The organism is Nonomuraea sp. CA-141351, assembly GCF_050944675.1.
Classification (GTDB): Bacteria; Actinomycetota; Actinomycetes; order Streptosporangiales; family Streptosporangiaceae; genus Nonomuraea.
This window is the reverse complement of the sequence record NZ_CP191982.1, coordinates 6056044-6073203: the sequence shown is the minus strand read 5'-3', so window position 1 is coordinate 6073203 and position 17160 is coordinate 6056044. Positions and strand designations below refer to the sequence as shown.

Below are 17160 nucleotides of genomic sequence, written 5' to 3'. Positions count from 1 at the left end.
CTCGCCGAGTTCCCCCTCACCCAGCTGGCAGAAGGCACGGAAACAGAGCGCCGCCCCTTCCGCGCTGTGGCCCAGGATGCCCAGATGCCTGTTCATGTGATCTCCAGGGTCTGCTCGCGGTGATGGCGCCGGACGTCGATCTCGAGCTCGAGTCCCAGCACCGGGGGAACGCTGTCGTGCCAGACCAAACCGTACGACTGGGGGCCGAGCACGCTGCGGGCAATCTCGAACACCGCCGGGCGCGCGCAGTAGAGATGGGTGCGGTCACCGTGCGCCCACCGGCTCCCGAGCGCGGTGATGCGGGCGCTCACCTCCTTCGCGACGAAGGACGCGCTCTCCACCATGTCGCCTGGCTGGATCGCGGCGCCGTCGGGCCCCACGTCGGCCACCCCGGTGATCACCATGTCGTCCGTGTCCGACAGGGTCGGCGCCGTGTAGGAGAAGGCCAGCAGGGACGCGACCTCCGGAGGCGCGGTGGACGGCGCGACGTTGGTCCGCGCCAGCGGCGGCGAACCGTCCCGCAGCAGTCCCCACCTGCCGAGGTGCTCCAGGTACCGGCCGTTGAACTCCTCGAACCGCGGCTCGGTCATGGCGGCGGGCAGGCGTAGCTCCAGCCCGCACAAGGCGACCAGCGGGCGTCCGGCATGGTCGAGCTCCCGGCGTACCAAATCCAGCCCCGGCAGCAGCGGGACCGGGCGGTCGAGCACGACGTGCCGGATGCCCATCCCGGCCAGCGCGATCACTCCGCCGGAGGCGAACGTGCCGCCGGCCAGATAGGCGTACCCGCCGCTGTGGTGATCGATCCGCTCCATCACACCGCCTCCGCTTCCTGCTCCGCGAACGTCATTGACAACCTGCCGAAGCCGCCGAAGTCCGCGCTCACGACGCTTCCCGGCCGCGCCGCGACGGCCTGGGTGAACGACCCGGAGAGCAGGACGTGCCCCGGCTCCAGGCTCACCCCGAGCTCGCCGAGCTTGTTGGCCAGCCAGGCGACGGCCCTCAGCGGCGAGCCGAGTACGGCGGCGCCGGTCCCGGTCGCGACCGGCGTGCCGTTCTCGGCGAGCACGCACTCCAGCCATCCCAGATCCACGTCGGCGAGGTCGACGAGTTCGGATCGCTTGAGTTTGTACAGCAGGTCAGTTCCGATGTTGCCGGAGCCGACGATCGCGCAGCCATGTGTCCCCCTTCCCGTTCACGAACGCTGGGACCCGGTCCGCAGCGTTCTCATGCGCACATCGTGCGGCAACGTCCCACTGAACGAAACCAAGGGGCATCGATTAGCATCGCGCACATGCTCTGGAAGTATGACCTGCGCGTGCTGACATACGTCACCGCCATCGCCGAGGAGGGGTCGATCGGCGCCGCGGCCCGCCGGTTGCGCCTCACCCAGCCGACGCTGAGCAGGCAGCTTCGCGAGCTGGAGGAGCGGCTGGGCGCCGAGCTGTTCGTCCGGGGCAAGCGCGGCCTGACGCCGACCGCGGCGGGACGGGCGCTGGTGGAGCGCGCGGCGCGGGTGTTCGCCGAGGCCGACGCGATCCTGGACGACGTCTCGGCGGTGGCGCGCGGGCTGAGCGGGCGACTGACCGTGGCGTTCGCCGGGTCCGGGATCAACGGCCGGCTCGGGATGGCCCTGAGCCGCCTGCGCGTCGAGCTTCCCGACGTGGACCTGCGCCTGGTCGAGCTCTTCGACGACGTCGAGATGTCCGGGGGCGTGCTGGACGGCACCTTCGACCTGGCGGTGCACCGGTTGCCGGTGCACGACACGAAGCTGACTGCCAAGCCGTGGGTCCGTGAGCCGCTCGCGCTTTTCCTGCCGGCCGCTCATCCCCTCGCGCGGGACACCGCGCCCGTCGAGGTATCCGCTTTCGCGGACGTTCCGCTGCTGCTGTGGCCCCGCGACTCCGCTCCCCGTTCATACGACGAGGTGATCTCGCTCTGCCACCGTGCCGGATTCGTCCCCAAGGTGCTGCAGCAGGGGCGCACCGTCCAGACGATCCTCGCGCTGGTGGCCGCCGGGTTCGGCGCGACCGTGATGACCAGCTCCTACCGCACGCTGCACCGGGAAGGCGTCACGACGCGGCCCATCCGCGGCACCGTCAGCATGTTGCACCTGGTCCACCGGGCGAGGGACACGAGCCCGCTGCTCGCCCGCGCGCTGGCCATCCTCGACGAGGTCGTCCCCGTCCCGAGCTGAGCCGGAGTCCCGTCTGCAGCTCCTGCGCGCCGTACGGGTCAGGCGTCGCCCGGGAGCCTGGCCTCGCCGGTCGGCCGCGGGCCGCGGCCTCGACGAGCTCACCGATCCGAGCCGCGGCAACGGCGATGCGGGTCGGGCCCACCGGGACACGCGGAACGTGACGGCGCGCCGCCAAACCTCCCGCGATGGGACTGAAGGCCTGCCGCTCGACGCTGGCCGTCAGCGTGATGGTGGCGGAAGATGGCCGGTGTGGCAGGCCGGGCCGACGGTGCCTGGTGTGCGGGGCGCCGTTGCCGGCCGGATCGACGGCAGTATTGCTCGCCGGCATGCAGAATGCGCGCCTATCGCACGCGCAATTCGTGCCCGGGAGCGCAGATGCTGGCCACCACGGTAATCTCCGCCGAGGCGGCGGCCTGGTTCGAACAGCAGGATGCGCGGAGGGCGCGGCTGACCGCCTGGGCGCGATGTCCGGGCGGCGGCGTGGTGTGTGGGCCGGGGTGCGGCGCCGCGCGGATGCGGTGTTCTGCTCGACGCGGTGTCGGATCGGTGCCTGGCGGACTCGGCAGAGCACGCCGCGCGGGTTGCGTCCACGGGAGTGGTGGAGTGCGATCGAGGGCGCCACGGCGATCCCCTTCGTCGTCAGAACATCTGCTGGAAGCTGGTGGGCGTACTTCTCAAATGCTCGCTCTCGCGGACGGTACTCGACCACAGGCGGTACTCTCATACGCCTCCTCCGCGAGGCCGGTCCACCGTGCTCAGCCCTGCTCTGCCCAGTCGCCCAGCGACCAGTCCCGCACCTCCGGCATGTCCTGCAGGTGCTCGATCACGTACCGCTCGTGGCGGAGGAGCTGCTGCTCGCACCACGCCTTCAGCTCGCTGGCCCCGCTCGGGGTCCGCCGCGCGGCGTTCAGCGCGTCGATCACCAGGTGATACCGGGATGCCCGGTTGCGCACCACCATGTCGAACGGGGTCGTGGTCGTACCCTCGTCGACGAACCCGCGCACATGGAACCTGTCCGGGTCCGGCCGGCCGTGCACCAGCTGGTGGATCGCGCCCGGGTAGCCGTGGAAGGCGAACACCACGTCGACGTGGTCGGTGAACAGCTCCCGGAACAGGATGTCGTCCATGCCGTTCGGGTGGACCGCGCGCAGCGGCAACGTCATCAGGTTGACCACGTTGACCACTCTGGTGGCGAAGTGTGGCAGCCGCTCGCGCAGGATGTTCGCCGCCGCGACGGTCTCCATGGTGACCACGTCCCCGGCGCACGCAAGCACGATGTCGGGGTCTGACCGCCCGTCCTCGGTGCCTGCCCACGGCCATACTCCGGCACCCCTGGTGCAGTGGACCACCGCCTCGTCCATGGTCAGCCACTGCAACTGTGGCTGCTTGTCGATGACGACGAGGTTCACACGCGACCGCGACCGCATGCAGTGGTCGGCCACCGACAGCAGCGTGTTCGCGTCCGGCGGCAGGTAGACCCGGCTGATCGTGCCGCGGTGGGTGATCACATTCTGGATCAGGCCGGGCCCCTGGTGGCTGAAACCGTTGTGGTCCTGGCGCCAGGCGGTCGAGGTCAGCAGGATGTTCAGGCTCGGCACCGGCACCCGCCACGCCAGATCCTGCGCCTCCTGCAGCCACTTCGCATGCTGCACGGTCTGCGAGGCCGACACCATGGCGAACGCCTCGTAGGTGGCGAACCAGCCGTGCCGGCCGGTCAGCGTGTACCCCTCGAGCCAGCCGTGGCAGGCGTGCTCCGAGAGCACCTCCATCACCCGGCCGTCCCGCGATATCGCGACATCTTCCTCGGTCACGCGCTCCGCGAACGCCCGGTCGGACACCTCGAACACCGCCCCGAGCCGGTTGCTGTTGGTCTCGTCGGGACAAAAGAGCCGGAACCGGTCTGGGTTGCGTTTGTAGGTGTCGCGCATGAGCTCGCCGAGCTTGCGGGTCGACTCGAGCCGGTCCCGGCCCGGCGCCTTCACCGGCACCGCGTAGTCGCGGAAGTCGGGCAGGTCCAGGTCGACGGTGAGCAGGCCCCCGTTGGCGTGCGGGTTGCCACTCATCCGCAGCTCTCCCTCGGGGTTGATCGACAGCGCCGGCGCCTCGGGCGCGCCGTGGTCGTCGAAGAGATCCTCGGGCCGGTAGGAGCGCATCCAGTCCTCAAGGATCCGCAGGTGCTCCTTGTTGCCTTTTATTCCGGCCAGCGGCACCTGGTGAGAGCGCCATGTGCCCGACACCTGCACCCCATCCACCACGTCTGGTCCGGTCCAGCCCTTCGGCGTCCGCAGCACGATCATCGGCCACCGGGGCCGGGTGCCGTCCCAGTCGCCGCTGCGGGCCGCCGCCTGGATCGCCTTGATCGACGCCCACGCCCGTGTCAGCGCGTCGGCGAACCGGTGGTGCATGCCGGGCAGGTCGTCGCCCTCGACCTCGATCACGTCATACCCGTGCCCGGTCAGCAGGGACCGGACCTCGTCCCGGTCCTTGCGGGACAGCAGGGTCGGCCCGGCGATCTTCGCGCCGTTCAAGTGGAGAACCGGCAGCACCGCGCCGTCGCGGACCGGGTTCAGGAAGGAGACCCCGTTCCACGACCCCTCCAGCGGACCGGTCTCCGCCTCTCCGTCGCCGACCACCGCCAGTGCGATGAGATCCGGATTGTCCATCACCGCGCCGAACGCGTGCAGCAGCACGTAGCCGAGCTCCCCGCCCTCGTGGATCGAGCCCGGGGTCGGCACCGACGCGTGGCTGGGAATCCCACCGGGTGTGGAGAACTGACGGAACAGCCGCAGCAGCCCCTTCTCGTCCATGGTGATGTGCGGGTAGATCTCGGTGTAGGTGCCCTCCAGGTAGCTGGCCGCGACCAGCGTCGGGCCGCCGTGCCCGGGACCGGCCAGGTAGATCATCTGCTGCCCGGTGTACTGGATCAGCCGGGACGCGTGGGCGTACACCAGCGCCAGGCCAGGGCTGGTGCCCCAGTGTCCCAGTAGCCGCGGCTTGATGTGCTCGTCGGCCAGCGGCTCGCGCAGCAGCGGGTTGGCCATCAGGTAGATCTGGCCGACGGTCAGGTAGTTGTTGGCGCGCCACCACGCGTCGACCGCGGCGACGTCAGCGTCGGTGGGATGGGCGAGCCGGTTCACCAGGTCCATGGTGGCGGTCCGGCGCTGCCGGTTTCGGCGGTTGCCACGAGAGTCTCCATCCACCAGAATGTCGGCGCTCACGTTATTCCCCAGGGGTTCTGATCAGGTAATTCCCCAGGTCGTGGGCGTGTTGTCATTCTACTTGTCGCTCGTCTTCCAGGTGGGGACGACACCCGAGGGATTCTTGTTCGGGCGGTAGCTCGGCCCGTTCATGAAGCACTGGTGGCTGTTGTTGAAGAGTCAGGAGGGACTTGGCGACGGCAGTGGTCGGGAACAGCGGATACCAGTCAGCCGGGGCCCGGTTGGATGTCAGAATCAGTGATTACCCGTCACGCTCGGTGATGAGCTCGTAGAGGTCGTCGGCCTGGGCTGCGGTGAGCTCGCGCATGCCGAAGTCGTCCAGGACCAGAACGGCGGGGCGGGTGAGGACCCTGCCGGTCTTCATGAACCGGGCCTCGGCCCCGGCGCGGGCAGATGGTGGCACGCCTGGCTGCGCCGCCGTACAGTCTCCGCCTGTCAGGTGTGTGCCTGGTGACCTGGGGAATCAGGCTAATTAGCTGCTTCTTGCCGCCGTACATGCGGCGCCCGGTGCCGCAGTTCACTGACGCCAGCTGGTTGGCCTTTTCCTCACAGGAGATGGACGATGCGTGTCTATGCCGTCCCGGCCCCGATGACCATTGCTCCCGACGCCCAACTCGCCGACGTGGTGTTCGCCGACGACCGGGTGAACAGCGACATGGTCCTGTTCCAGCGCCGGTCGGCCGGCAGTTGGCGTCCGGTGACGGCCAGGCAGTTCGCGGCCGACGTTCGCAGCCTGGCAGCCGGCTTCCTCGCCGCCGGGATCCGGCCCGGCGATCGGGTCGCGCTGCTGGCCGGCACCAGCTACGAGTGGACGGTGGTGGACTATGCGCTATGGACGGTGGCGGCTCTGCCTGTCCCGATCTACGAGACCTCCTCTGCCGAGCAGGTCCGCTGGGTGCTGGAGGACGCCGGCCCGGTCGCGGTGGTGGTCGAGCGCGAGACGCATCGCCGCTTGGTCGAGGACGTGACCGAGGGCCTGTCCGGGCCGCTGCGGGTGTGGCAGATCCGCGGCGGCGGGCTGGACCGTCTCCGCGAGGGCGGGCTGGACGTGGACGACGCTCAGCTGCGTGAGCGCCGCCGGGCGGTGTCGGCCGACGACCTGGCGACGATCATCTACACCTCGGGCACCACCGGCCGCCCGAAGGGCTGCATGCTGAGTCACGGCAACCTGCTGTACGAGGCTCGCATCGCGATCGACAGCCTGGAGCGGATCTTCGGCCAGGACGCCTCGACCCTGCTGTTCCTCCCGCTGGCGCACGTATTCGCGCGGGTGATCCAGGTGGCCTGCGTGGAGCGGGGTACGCGCCTGGCGCACAGCGCCGACCCGGCCAGGCTGACCGAGGACCTGGCTGCCCTGCAACCGTCGTTCCTGCTGGCGGTGCCCAGGGTATTCGAGCGGATCTACAACGGTGCTCAGCAGCGGGCCCAGGCTGAGGGCAAGGGGAGGATCTTCGACTGGGCCGATCGGACCGCCGTAGCCTTCAGCCATGCGCTGGACGATGGGCGGCCAGGCTGGCGCTTGCGCCTGACACACCGCCTGTGCGACCGGCTGGTGTACCGGCGGCTGCGGGCCGCGCTCGGCGGCCGGGTCGGCTACGCCATCTCCGGCGGAGCGCCGCTGGGCGCACGGCTGAGCCACTTCCTCCGAGGAATCGGCATCATCGTGTTGGAAGGCTACGGGCTGACCGAGACCAGTGCCGCCGCGACCGTAAACCTGCCCTACGCGCTGAAGATCGGCACGGTGGGGCAGCCCCTCCCCGGGGTCGAGATCCGGATCGCCGACGACGGCGAGATCCTGATCAAGGGCCCGATCCTGTTCCTGGGCTACTGGCGCAACGAGCAGGCGACCAGGGAGAGCCAGACCGCCGACGGTTGGCTGCGCACCGGCGACGTCGGCGCCCTGGACGAGGACGGGTTTCTGACGATCTCGGGCCGCAAGAAGGAGATCATCGTCACCGCCGGCGGCAAGAACCTCGCCCCGGAGCCGCTCGAGGACCGCCTGCGCACCCACCCGCTCATCAGCCAGGCGGTGGTCGTCGGCGACCGGCGGCCGTACACCGCCGCGCTGATCACCCTGGACGCCGAGGCGCTGGCGTCATGGAAGCGGGCCACCGGCAGGCCCGAGCAGGCCGGCCCGGCCGAGCTTCGCGACGATCCGGATCTGCTGGCCAGGCTCCAGACGGCCGTGGACGAGGCCAACACGGCGGTGAGCCGGGCAGAGTCGATCCGCAGGTTCCGGATCCTTCCGGTCGACCTGACCGAGCAGAACGGATATCTGACCCCGACCCTGAAGGTCAAGCGTGCCATGGTCCACAAGGACTTCGCGGCCGACATCGAGGAGCTGTACCGCTGAGCGCCAGACGCCAAGACCGGCAGCCCCGCCGCGTCGCGGGCGAGCGATCGGCGCTGGACCGGCTGGTGGCGGCCACGCCGGCGTCCCGCGACCGGGTGGTCGATGCCGCCCGCGCGCTGTGCATCGTGGTCGTCACCCTCTGGCACTGGACGTTGTCGGTCACCCACCGCACCGCCGACGGCAGCCTGGCCATGCCCAACCCGATCCATGCCGTGCCCGGTGGCTGGGCGGCCACCTGGGTGCTGCAGATCATGCCGGTGTTCTTTCTGGTCGGTGGGTACGCCAACCTGGTCGGCTGGCAGCGGGCTCAGGCGCGCGGGACGAGCGCCTGCCAGTTCGTCCGAGGACGGTTGCGCCGGCTGCTCTGGCCGACTGCCGTCTGGGCCCTGGTCTGGCTCGTCGGCGAGCTGTTCGCGGCCGCCCTGCCCGGCCCGCACCGATGGATGTGGGAGTGGTTCCCCGGTTACCTGACGCCGCTGTGGTTCCTGGCCGTGTACGGCCTGCTGATCGCCGTAGTACCGATCACCGCGAGCCTGAACGCCCGCTACGGAGCCGGGGTCCTGGTAGCGCTCGTGCTGCTGATCGCCCTCGGCAGCGTGGCGCACCGCGGCGCCGGCCTGGCCTGGGCGGGCTGGGTGACCGCCGCCCTGGTGTGGCTGTTCTGCCACCAGCTCGGCTACGCCTGGCGCAGCTGGGAGCTGGGGCGGCGGCCGCTGGCGCAGCGGCTGGCGGTCGCCGGGGCCGGACTGGCCGGGCTGGTCGGGCTGACAGTGGGAGCGGGCTACCCCTTCTCGATGGTGGCCACCACCGGCGCCGAATCCAACATCTTCCCGACCAACGCCACCATCGCCGCCCTGGCCGTCTTTCAGCTCGGGCTGCTGGTCCTGGTCACGCCGGCTGCCGAGCGCCTGCTGCGCCGGCCGACTGCCTGGAAGCCGGTGGTGGCCCTCAACGTGGTCGCGTTGACCATCTTTCTCTGGCACATGACCGCGTACCTGGTGGTGCTGTGGGCCTATGAAGGGCTGGGTGGCACCCTGCCGGCGGAGCCAACCGTCGGCTGGTGGGCCCAGCGCTGGCTATGGCTCCTGGCCCCATCGGCCGTGCTGGCCGTGCTGGCCGTCCTGTTCGCCCGAGTCGAGCTGGCCGCCCGCCGACCCCGGAGAGGGGCAGCTCGCTGAGTTCGGCACCCAACAAAAGACCCGGCCGTGTCATCCCCACCGGCGGGAACACGAACCGCAGCCGCTGAAGGAGCGGGGCATGCTGCGCCGCACGTTCAGTCACCGCTATCTTGGGAATGCGCCGAGCCCGTCTGCGCACGGCTCTCACGCTCCCAAGAAGTCGGGTTGCCGTCACCCGGCTATCCCGGACTACCAAACAGCGTTGAAGGCGTTGAGCGTCCCGAAACGCTGGCGGTTTCCTCGCTGGATTTCGAATGGTCGTCCGGGTGACGGGTGGGACTGTGACCCCGGTACTTGGGATCGAACCTGGCGCGCACCCGGCCGTCGACGACGTAGAGAAACGTGGCATTCCAGTTGACGTCGCGCTTGACGCTGGCGATGATCGCGCCGGCCGACAAGTCGCGGACCACGTCTCGCATGATGCCGGCATAGCCTCCCCACTCGATCATGATGGATCCCCCCGGTGCAGGCCCGACGTGCCATCGAGTCCGCCGGAGCAGCCGTGCGCCACGTTGACCGCCAGCATCACAGCTCCTCCAGACCAGCGCACATCGGGGACGCGTGTTGGGCGACTCCCAGCACGTTTCGAGCTCCCGGATAGTGTCGACATCGGCAAGTCCGCACCGACGTCCCAGTCGAGCGACGGAGCGGCCGTCGCACGAGACGAGAGCTGAAGGCCATGAAGTACGTGATCATGATCCACTCCAATCCACAGCCGTGGGGGCACCCCACCAGCGACTACCTTGCTGCCCACCAGGAGTTGCCGGATAGCGTGCGCAAGCAGCTGAACGCCGATTTCGAGCAGGTGATGTCCGAGCTGCAGGCCAACGGCGAACTGCTCGGCGGAGAGGCACTCGGCGACCCCGCGGCCGCACGACTGTACCGGTGGCAGGACGGCTCCCCGCTGGCGAGCGACGGCCCGTACTCGGAGGCCAAGGAGCATCTGGCCGGGTTCTTCCTCATCGACGTCGAGAGCCAGGCCCGCGCAGAAGCGGTCGCCGCGAAGTTCGCCGGCCCCGGAGAGACGGTGGAGCTGCGGCCGATGATGTGGCCAGGCGGCGACGACCAATAGCTCATATGGTGCGGCGGATACTCGCGGACGTGTGGCGTCGGGAGGCGCCACACGTCCTCGGCGCGCTTGTGCGGAAGTACGGCGACCTCGGTGACTGCGAGGACGCGGCCCAGGAAGCCGCGGAGGCTGCTGCTTCTCAATGGCCCATCGGTGGGGTTCCCGACAATCCGAGGGCGTGGCTGATTCGAGTCGCGTCGCGGCGCCTGATCGACCGGGCGCGGGCCGACTCGGCCCGCGCCCGCCGCGAGGCGCTGGACGGGGCACGACAGCCGGATGACGTTGGCGTGGCGCCTGGAGCGGACGAGGTTCCCGCAACTGAGGTCGACGACACTCTCCGCTTGTTCTTCCTGTGCTGTCATCCTGCGCTGAGCAGGCCGTCGCAGGTGGCGCTCAGCCTGCGGGCGGTGGCCGGGTTGAGCGTGGAGCAGATCGCGACCGCGTACCTGGTGCCGGCCCGCACGATGACCCAGCGCCTCAGCCGCGCCCGCACGACGCTGCGTGGCGCAGGCGCACGGTTCGCGATGCCGTCGGACAAGGAACTGCCGGCCCGGGTGGCAGCTGTGCTCGACGTCTGCCACCTGGTGTTCACCGAGGGCTACACGCGCACCTCCGGCGGGACCCTGGTCGACGTCGAACTCGCCGAGGAGGCGATCCGGCTCACCCGTCAGGTGCACGTTGCACTGCCCGACCATGACGAGGTGTCCGGCGCGTTGGCGCTGATGCTACTCACGCACGCGCGGCTGCCGGCGCGGACCGACTCTGCCGGTGATCTGGTGCCGCTTGCTGAGCAGGACCGCTCCCGCTGGCGGCGCGATCTGATCGCCGAGGGTGTCGCGCTGTTGGAGCAGACGCTGCCGCGGGGGCACGTCGGCCGTTACCAAATCCAGGCGGCGATCGCCGCGGTGCACGCGGAGGCATCGACCTACCAGGCCACCGACTGGATGCAGATCAGCGTTCTTTACGACATGCTGAGCCGAGTTGCTCCCGCCCCGACTGTGACGCTCAACCATGCCGTCGCCGTTGCGATGGCCCACGGCCCGACGATCGGCTTGGCCCTGCTCGACCCGCTGCTGACCGATCCCGCCATGCAGCGGCATCACCGGCTGTATGCCGTACGCGCCCATCTGCTGGAGCTGAACGGCGATGTGGAGGCCGCGGCCGAACATTACCGGCGGGCCGCGGAGCTGACGACGAGCCTGCCGGAGCAGCGCTACCTCAACCGGCGACTGCGCGGGCTAGGACGCTAGGCAGCGTCGTTCAAAGTGCTGTCATGTTGATCGTGAGTTATGGATCATGTAGAGGGTGATCCGTCGCCATGAGCTGTCCGATGCCGAGTGGGAGTGACTGGAGTCGTCGTCGGTCTGAGCGGGTTCGGCCCGGCTCCGCTTGTTCGTCTTGGATCTGCCACACCGATGGAACGAGCAGGGCGGTTACGGTGATGAGGATGGCCAGGACTGTGCTGGCCGCGAGGCCGGTGCCAGTGCCGAATACCTGCGCGGCGGGTCCGGCGAGACCCATGCCCAGGGGTGCCGCCGCGAGCGAGCCCAGCGTGACGACGGAACTGGTCCTGGCGATGAGGCGGTCGGGAACGTGGCGCTGGATGGTGGAGGTCTGCAGAACGTTGTAGATCACCACCTCCAAGCCGGCCAGGAAAGCGGCCGGCATCAGCAGCCAGAGGGTGGCGGGTACAGCCAGGAGGGCTGGCAGCGGCGTCATCAGCAGAAACACCGCCAAAGCCGCACCCACGGGACGGGAGGGTTTCCTTCGAACAGCGACGAAGCCGCCGGCGAGTCCTCCGACGGCGTACGCGATGCCGATCGCGGACCAGGCCGGCGCTCCGCCGAGATGCTCCTCCGCCACATACGGGCCGAGGACCAGGAAGGGCGCGACCACGATCAGGTTGGTCAACGCCACATGGATGACCGACATCAACGGTGCAGGCGATGACCGGGTTCAACGCGCTCGCCGCCATACTCGTCACGCACGCCCACATGAGCATCCGATATCCCCACCCTCACCAGGCGGGCGGGCGCGACCTGGGAACCGTGCTCGGCTCGGTCCCGAAAGAAGCAGATGAGCAAGCCCGCCGAGCGGGTCCTGGTCACGGCCATCGGCCCAGCGCCAGCACCGCATGTTCAGGCGATCCCGTCAACTTCAGTCCGGCCATCTCAAGAACGGCATTCAGAGGCATGGGGGAGTCATGTAACGAAAAGTACGCTCGCAGTCGTAGTCAGTGAAGGGTCCCGAAACGATCCCGGCCGAGGGACGTGCCCGGCACGTGGATGTCCATGAGGACGACGTCCAGGAGGGAACGCCAAGCCCTTCACCCAAGCCCGAATTTGCGTCGCGCCACCGGGAATGGGCGGCACTCACCCTGCTCACCGAACACGTGCCTGGCCTGGCGCCCGCGCCTGTGGAGGCCGCGCTGGAGGCTCATCCGCCGATGATCGTGATGAGCAGGCTGCCCGGCCGCGTCCTGCGCGGCGAGCACGCCACCGGAGAGCAGATCGAGGCGGTGGCCGCTGCACTCAACCGGTTGCAACAGATCCCGACCGCGGTGGTGGAGGCGGTCGAGCCCGCCGCTTGGGGGCCTGCCGCAGCCGTGGACAAGACCCGCGCCTGTGCCGACAAGCAGCCGGACCTCGGTGACAACCCGCTCGTTCAGGAGGCGTTCCGCGTTGGGGCCGCCTGGCTGGCCTCCACCGCCCCCGACCAACTCGTCACGAATCCTCTGCCGCCCATCCTCGGGCTGGCGGACGGAAACCACGCCAATCTCCTGTGGGACGACCACGAGCGCCGCGTGCGCCTGATCGACTGGGAAGACTCCGGCCGCAACGATCGCGCCTTCGAACTCGGCGAGATGATCGAGCATATCTCCCGCCTCGACGGCACCCTGGACGCAGAGCAGTTGCTGACCGACATCGACCTGGCCCCGGGAGAAGCCGAGCGGGTGCGCGATTTTCGCCGCCTGATCGCGCTGGGCTGGTTTCTCCAGCTCGGCCCCGACGGGCCGGCGACGCCCCACAACCCGGCAGGCACCCTGGAGCGGCAGGCCGACAGGGTTCTTCAGCTGCTCGGCTGACAGAACCCTCAACCCCCGAGCAGGGGATCGGCGGCTCACCACCGCCGCGCACGGCCGGATACGGGAAACGGCACTCACATCAGAGCCATGTCCGCAGCCACGGATACAGCCGCCGCCAGCCAGCTTGGCCAACGCCGGTGCTCGGGGGAGTCGTCTACTGGAAACAAATCCACCGCGAGCGGCTGCCGTGTGGCCAGCGCGGTCCAGTGTGCGAGCTGTACGAGCGGCCCGCCATCCTGGCCCTTGCCGGAGAGGTGACCGGCCAGCGGACCCTCGACGCGTTGCAGCGCACCGCGACCGACGCGAAGGCCCACGTGCTCACTGCCTGGACCATCAGCGGGCGTACGGCCGTCGCCTCGTCACGGTCCTATGGGGAGTGCTGGCCCGGGCTGACGAGCGCCTGCACCGTGATCGCGGTCGCGGTCGCGGTCGCGGAAGATCCTGCTGGCCGGCACGGCCGTCTTCCTGCCCTGGTGGCGGCAGGACCCGCTACGGACGTCGGCGAGCGAAGGCGGGAGCATGCTCTGGCCGGGGACCGAAGCCCACGAGCCGGGCCGGTAACGCGCGGAACCCTGGAACCACCCGGGCGAGGTCGAGCAGCGCCTTGGGCGGACCCGCGAACTTGCCCTCGAACGCCGACTCGAAGACGACCCGCTGGATCACTCGCTGGAACGCCTGCATGATCGCGACGGGCCGCTGTCTGCGTCGCTGCACGGCCGCCAGGTCGGCGCGGGTGACGGCATGCCGCCGCAGCGGCCCGGCCAGGATGGCGGCCGCGGCCACCGCGTCCTGGACGGCGAGGTTGATCCCCACGCCGCCGGCCGGCGACATGGCGTGCGCAGCGTCGCCGATGAGCAGCAGGCCGTTGGTGTACCAGCGGTCGAGGCGGTTCAGCTTCACGTCAAGCATGGCCACCTGGTCCATGTTCTCCAGGTGGTCCACCCGGTCAGCGAAGTCCGGGCGCAGGCGGGCGACGCGCTCGCGGAACCACTCGATTCCCTTGGCCCGCAGCCGCGCGTCCGCACCTTTGGGGATGAAGTACGCCACCTGGTAGAAGTCCTCGCGGTTCAGCGAGAGCAGGATCTCGCTGCCCTGAGAGACCGGCAGGATGCTGGCAGGCGCGCCCCCTTCGTTCTCCCACTTGGGCAGGCGGAACCACCAGACGTCGAACGGCACAGGGAACTCCTTGGGCACCAGCCCCGCGTCCCGTCGCAGCGTGGAATGCCTGCCGTCGCATGCCACCGTCAGCTCGGCGCGGATCTCTCCCTCGGCGCCGTCCGCCGTGCGATACCTGACGCCGACGACCTTCTCGCCCTCCCTGAGCAGTGCGGTCGCCTCAGTGTTCATGTGCAGGGCGAACCCCGGCTCGCCGCCGGCCGCCTTGGCGAGGAAGTTGAGCAGGTCCCACTGGGGCACCAGCGCGATGTAGTTGTACGGCCCCGGAAGCCGGCCGAACTCGGCGAGAGTGCTCTGGCTTCCGTCCGGGGTGGGGAACGCCACCCTGTCCAGACGGCTCTGCGGCAGAGCGCGGAAGCCCTCGCCGAGGCCGAGCTCGTCAATGAGACGGATGGTCGAGGGATGGACGGTGTCCCCGCGGAAGTCGCGCAGGAAGTCGCCGTGCTTCTCCAGCACGGTGACCTTGATCCCCGCTCTGGCCAGCAGCAGGCCGAGCATCACGCCCGCCGGACCGCCTCCGGACACCAGCACGCCAGTACGTTCAGTGATCACGACTCTCCTCTCAGCGCCTCTAATTCATCCTAAGATGAAATCTCGTGAAAGCAAGCCTGCAATCGCTTGCAAGATCACCGACGAGCACCGCGACCGACCCGCCTGGAAGCCTTGCGGGTGGTGGTGCGGCCGATCGAGCCCTCCCAGCGCCTCGGCTCTCCGCTCGGGAGGGCGCGATGAGCCCCAAAGCAGAGGTACCGCCGCATGGCACAGAGGTGATGTCTCCAGCCCGCGGTGACCGGGTAGCCAATCTCCAAGTGCTTGGTGACCGCGCCGTCGTCGGACTTCCTGCATACGCGCGGAGACCAGGTGCGGAAGTGGTTGCCCGGCCGCACCTCGGTACGCTCCGCCCAGATGTGCTCGTCTCACGCAGGCGGGCGCGCTGTCCGTTGGCGCGGGTGGTGCATGTCGATGGGGCCGTACGAGTCGGCGCACAGGCCCTTGCAGTGGGCTGACGGGACTCGGGCGTAGAGGGTGTCGAGCTGGGCGTCGATGTCGGATCGGCGCATGGCGATCTCCAGGTGGTGGGGAGAGAACGGGGGTGCGAGCCCGCTGCAGCGTGGGCCCGCACCCCCGGGGGTGGTCACGGCGTCATCAGCCGTTCGGCGCGCCCTTGGCAACGGCGTCCAGCAGTTCCGTGTACGGGGTGAAGACGACCGTCGGCCGGTCGGCGGACTGGTCCGTCTCGCGGGTGCGCAGGTTGTACGGGTCGAGGAACGACGGGACAGCCATAGGCGGTACGGGCTGTCCCTGCGTTCCCCGACCCCGTCATCGTCGTCCCAGTCAGGCGGCGCACTCCAGGCAGATCTGCTGGCCGTTCCGCTCGGAGGCGCGCTGGCTACGGTGGTGCACCAGGAAGCAGCGCGAGCAGGTGAACTCGTCGGCCTGAGGCGGGATCACCTGCACGGACAGCTCTTCGTTCGACAGATCCGCATCAGGCAGTTCGAGCGACTCGGCCAGGTCGGTCTCGTCGACGTCGACGCTGCCGGAGGACGTGTCGACGCGGCGGGCCTGGAGTTCTTGGAGGCTGTCCTCCCCGGAGTCGTCATCTGTCTTACGTGGACTGTCGTAGTCGGTCGCCATGGTGCTCATCCGCCTCATCCATATGTCTTCGCGGGCCGCCTGTCTTGTGCCCGATCCGCAGGGAGATTCCCATCCGTGCCCCCACGAATCCACAACGAACCTTCCGGCCCCGAGGGAGCGGGAAAGTCTCGTGGCGGTGGCCGCCCGGCCGGGGCGGACCTGGCGAGCCGTACGCCAGTCAGCCGTGCCTTGGCCGTCCCGTCTGTGCCTCCGGGCTAGCGATCCCTCTAGTGATGAAAACCAAGGATCTCGCCCACGTCCCGGCGCTGCTCGCCGTACGGTGGGACAGCGCGACCCGGCCCAAGCCTCCCGCCACCGAGGCACTGGCCAGCGACACCGGCCTCGGCTGGTACATGGAGGCCAGCGCCCGGAGGCAGGAACGCGGCCACGACGCCGAGATGTCGCAGTACACGCTGTACGCGGTCGACCAGCGCGACTACACCCGGCTGACGTGAAGAGGCTGCGCCTCGGCAACCGCGACGCGGACATCGTGCACACGGCGTTCGGCGTCAGCGCGGACACGATCATCAGAGTCCGCCAGGCCGCCGGCGGGAAACGGGCCAGACGATGACGGTTGCGGTCGTAACCGCGGGTCGTGTCAGGGAGGCTGAGGCCAGCAGCGTCCTGCACATCGCGCGACGTCACGTCGGCATCAAGGGCGAGCGTCGGAGGTGGTTGAGCCAGTGGCAGGCTTCGTCGACCCAGCCGCAGGTAAGGGTGTCGCCGCGGAAGGTGTGGAGCTCGCGGTCCAGAAGAAATGGGACCATTGGTATGGCGAGCCGTCCGCGCGGACGCCTCCGCCGAGCTCCTGAGAACTGAAGGTGGACCCCCCAGCATGCCCCTGTCTGTAAGGGTCGCCCGGAACCTGATCTGGTTACAGGCGACACTCACCCTGCTCAGCATCGTTCTGCTCATCCTGGGGCTGGTTCTCGCCCCCAATGACGTCCTGGAGGACCTGCTCTACGCCCCCTTCTACCTCCCGCCACTCGCCACAGGCTGGTTGGCGAACCAGTGGCACACCCGTCGCCCGCGGGTCCGTCACGCCACCATCGCCGTCCAGCTCACCATCCCGCTGCTCGACTTCATCCACTTCCTGATCAAAGACACCCTTATGTGGGTCGTCACCGCACCCTGGTCCGCGCTCATCGTGACTCTGCTCCTGCTTCCTCCAGCGAGAGCCTGGTTCGCCCCCACACTCCAGACCCCATGCACCCCGTCGCAGCCAGCACCGCCGGCCGCCACCTGACAGTCC

At 69.3% G+C, this 17160-nt stretch carries 18 protein-coding genes; 8 read left to right on the top strand and 10 right to left on the bottom strand.

Annotation, left to right across the window (positions count from 1 at the left end; genetic code table 11):
- Positions 1 to 92 precede the first annotated feature (92 nt).
- Both ACQPWU_RS29025 and ACQPWU_RS29020 read right to left on the bottom strand, forming a co-directional pair.
- Positions 93 to 812, bottom strand: a complete 720-nt coding sequence (locus ACQPWU_RS29025) for a hypothetical protein (protein ID WP_433444891.1) — start codon at positions 810 to 812, stop codon at positions 93 to 95.
- A complete protein-coding gene (locus ACQPWU_RS29020) occupies positions 812 to 1090 on the bottom strand; it encodes a fumarylacetoacetate hydrolase family protein (protein ID WP_433444890.1) in 279 nt (92 codons plus the stop codon). Before ACQPWU_RS29020 ends, ACQPWU_RS29025 begins: the two co-directional genes overlap by 1 nt.
- 201 nt (positions 1091 to 1291) lie before the next feature.
- Between ACQPWU_RS29020 and ACQPWU_RS29015 the strand changes: the two genes are divergently transcribed.
- On the top strand, positions 1292 to 2194 hold the full coding sequence (locus ACQPWU_RS29015) for a LysR family transcriptional regulator (protein ID WP_433444889.1): 903 nt from the start codon (positions 1292 to 1294) through the stop codon (positions 2192 to 2194).
- A 755-nt stretch (positions 2195 to 2949) separates the two neighbouring features.
- On the opposite strand, the gene ACQPWU_RS29010 is transcribed toward ACQPWU_RS29015, so the two are convergent.
- Positions 2950 to 5340, bottom strand: coding sequence for a phosphoketolase family protein (locus ACQPWU_RS29010; RefSeq protein WP_433445309.1), 2391 nt, complete (start codon positions 5338 to 5340; stop codon positions 2950 to 2952).
- A gap of 313 nt (positions 5341 to 5653) precedes the next feature.
- On the bottom strand, positions 5654 to 5815 hold the full coding sequence (locus ACQPWU_RS29005) for an ATP-binding protein (RefSeq protein ID WP_433444888.1): 162 nt from the start codon (positions 5813 to 5815) through the stop codon (positions 5654 to 5656).
- 159 nt (positions 5816 to 5974) lie between these two features.
- Between ACQPWU_RS29005 and ACQPWU_RS29000 the strand changes: the two genes are divergently transcribed.
- Both ACQPWU_RS29000 and ACQPWU_RS28995 read left to right on the top strand, forming a co-directional pair.
- Positions 5975 to 7765, top strand: a complete 1791-nt coding sequence (locus ACQPWU_RS29000) for an AMP-dependent synthetase/ligase (RefSeq protein WP_433444887.1) — start codon at positions 5975 to 5977, stop codon at positions 7763 to 7765.
- Between the two features lie 65 nt (positions 7766 to 7830).
- Positions 7831 to 8943, top strand: coding sequence for an acyltransferase family protein (locus ACQPWU_RS28995; protein WP_433444886.1), 1113 nt, complete (start codon positions 7831 to 7833; stop codon positions 8941 to 8943).
- Between the two features lie 179 nt (positions 8944 to 9122).
- On the opposite strand, the gene ACQPWU_RS28990 is transcribed toward ACQPWU_RS28995, so the two are convergent.
- A complete protein-coding gene (locus tag ACQPWU_RS28990) occupies positions 9123 to 9392 on the bottom strand; it encodes a DUF6461 domain-containing protein (protein ID WP_433444885.1) in 270 nt (89 codons plus the stop codon).
- 230 nt (positions 9393 to 9622) lie between these two features.
- On the opposite strand from ACQPWU_RS28990, the gene ACQPWU_RS28985 reads away from it, so the two are divergent.
- Both ACQPWU_RS28985 and ACQPWU_RS28980 read left to right on the top strand, forming a co-directional pair.
- Positions 9623 to 10015 carry a YciI family protein gene (locus ACQPWU_RS28985; protein WP_433444884.1) on the top strand — a complete coding sequence of 131 codons (393 nt, stop codon included), beginning with the start codon at positions 9623 to 9625 and terminating at the stop codon, positions 10013 to 10015.
- A gap of 29 nt (positions 10016 to 10044) precedes the next feature.
- On the top strand, positions 10045 to 11262 hold the full coding sequence (locus ACQPWU_RS28980; RefSeq protein WP_433444883.1) for an RNA polymerase sigma factor: 1218 nt from the start codon (positions 10045 to 10047) through the stop codon (positions 11260 to 11262).
- Between the two features lie 37 nt (positions 11263 to 11299).
- Here the strand turns inward: ACQPWU_RS28980 and ACQPWU_RS28975 are convergent, their stop codons facing one another.
- A complete protein-coding gene (locus ACQPWU_RS28975; RefSeq protein ID WP_433444882.1) occupies positions 11300 to 11923 on the bottom strand; it encodes a hypothetical protein in 624 nt (207 codons plus the stop codon).
- Between the two features lie 370 nt (positions 11924 to 12293).
- Between ACQPWU_RS28975 and ACQPWU_RS28970 the strand changes: the two genes are divergently transcribed.
- Positions 12294 to 13097 (top strand): aminoglycoside phosphotransferase family protein, encoded by an 804-nt coding sequence (locus ACQPWU_RS28970; RefSeq protein ID WP_433444881.1) that lies wholly within the window; start codon positions 12294 to 12296, stop codon positions 13095 to 13097.
- Positions 13098 to 13586: 489 nt separating this feature from the next.
- Here ACQPWU_RS28970 and ACQPWU_RS28965 read toward each other — a convergent pair whose 3' ends face one another.
- The 4 genes from ACQPWU_RS28965 to ACQPWU_RS28950 all read right to left on the bottom strand — a co-directional run bounded on the left by ACQPWU_RS28965 (position 13587) and on the right by ACQPWU_RS28950 (position 15908).
- Positions 13587 to 14825, bottom strand: coding sequence for an FAD-dependent oxidoreductase (locus ACQPWU_RS28965; protein ID WP_433444880.1), 1239 nt, complete (start codon positions 14823 to 14825; stop codon positions 13587 to 13589).
- A 365-nt stretch (positions 14826 to 15190) separates the two neighbouring features.
- Complete coding sequence (locus ACQPWU_RS28960) at positions 15191 to 15334, bottom strand: hypothetical protein (RefSeq protein ID WP_433444879.1); 144 nt, start codon at positions 15332 to 15334, stop codon at positions 15191 to 15193.
- An 85-nt stretch (positions 15335 to 15419) separates the two neighbouring features.
- Positions 15420 to 15557 carry a hypothetical protein gene (locus tag ACQPWU_RS28955; RefSeq protein WP_433444877.1) on the bottom strand — a complete coding sequence of 46 codons (138 nt, stop codon included), beginning with the start codon at positions 15555 to 15557 and terminating at the stop codon, positions 15420 to 15422.
- A gap of 51 nt (positions 15558 to 15608) precedes the next feature.
- On the bottom strand, positions 15609 to 15908 hold the full coding sequence (locus ACQPWU_RS28950) for a DUF4193 domain-containing protein (RefSeq protein ID WP_433445307.1): 300 nt from the start codon (positions 15906 to 15908) through the stop codon (positions 15609 to 15611).
- 233 nt (positions 15909 to 16141) lie between these two features.
- On the opposite strand from ACQPWU_RS28950, the gene ACQPWU_RS28945 reads away from it, so the two are divergent.
- Positions 16142 to 16363: a hypothetical protein gene (locus tag ACQPWU_RS28945; protein WP_433444876.1), complete on the top strand. Its 222-nt coding sequence runs from the start codon at positions 16142 to 16144 to the stop codon at positions 16361 to 16363.
- 380 nt (positions 16364 to 16743) lie between these two features.
- Positions 16744 to 17154 carry a hypothetical protein gene (locus ACQPWU_RS28940; protein WP_433444874.1) on the top strand — a complete coding sequence of 137 codons (411 nt, stop codon included), beginning with the start codon at positions 16744 to 16746 and terminating at the stop codon, positions 17152 to 17154.
- The last annotated feature ends 6 nt before the right edge of the window (positions 17155 to 17160 follow it).

What these genes read in the sequence shown, in the direction of transcription:
- ACQPWU_RS29000 (WP_433444887.1), top strand. Translation starts at nt 5,975, where the DNA reads ATGCGTGTCTATGCCGTCCCGGCCCCGATGACCATTGCTCCCGACGCC.
- ACQPWU_RS29010 (WP_433445309.1), bottom strand. Translation starts at nt 5,340, where the DNA reads ATGGACCTGGTGAACCGGCTCGCCCATCCCACCGACGCTGACGTCGCC.
- ACQPWU_RS28955 (WP_433444877.1), bottom strand. Translation starts at nt 15,557, where the DNA reads ATGGCTGTCCCGTCGTTCCTCGACCCGTACAACCTGCGCACCCGCGAG.
- ACQPWU_RS28940 (WP_433444874.1), top strand. Translation starts at nt 16,744, where the DNA reads ATGCCCCTGTCTGTAAGGGTCGCCCGGAACCTGATCTGGTTACAGGCG.
- ACQPWU_RS28950 (WP_433445307.1), bottom strand. Translation starts at nt 15,908, where the DNA reads ATGGCGACCGACTACGACAGTCCACGTAAGACAGATGACGACTCCGGG.
- ACQPWU_RS28960 (WP_433444879.1), bottom strand. Translation starts at nt 15,334, where the DNA reads ATGCGCCGATCCGACATCGACGCCCAGCTCGACACCCTCTACGCCCGA.
- ACQPWU_RS28985 (WP_433444884.1), top strand. Translation starts at nt 9,623, where the DNA reads ATGAAGTACGTGATCATGATCCACTCCAATCCACAGCCGTGGGGGCAC.
- ACQPWU_RS28990 (WP_433444885.1), bottom strand. Translation starts at nt 9,392, where the DNA reads ATGATCGAGTGGGGAGGCTATGCCGGCATCATGCGAGACGTGGTCCGC.
- ACQPWU_RS28945 (WP_433444876.1), top strand. Translation starts at nt 16,142, where the DNA reads ATGAAAACCAAGGATCTCGCCCACGTCCCGGCGCTGCTCGCCGTACGG.
- ACQPWU_RS29025 (WP_433444891.1), bottom strand. Translation starts at nt 812, where the DNA reads ATGGAGCGGATCGATCACCACAGCGGCGGGTACGCCTATCTGGCCGGC.
- ACQPWU_RS29015 (WP_433444889.1), top strand. Translation starts at nt 1,292, where the DNA reads ATGCTCTGGAAGTATGACCTGCGCGTGCTGACATACGTCACCGCCATC.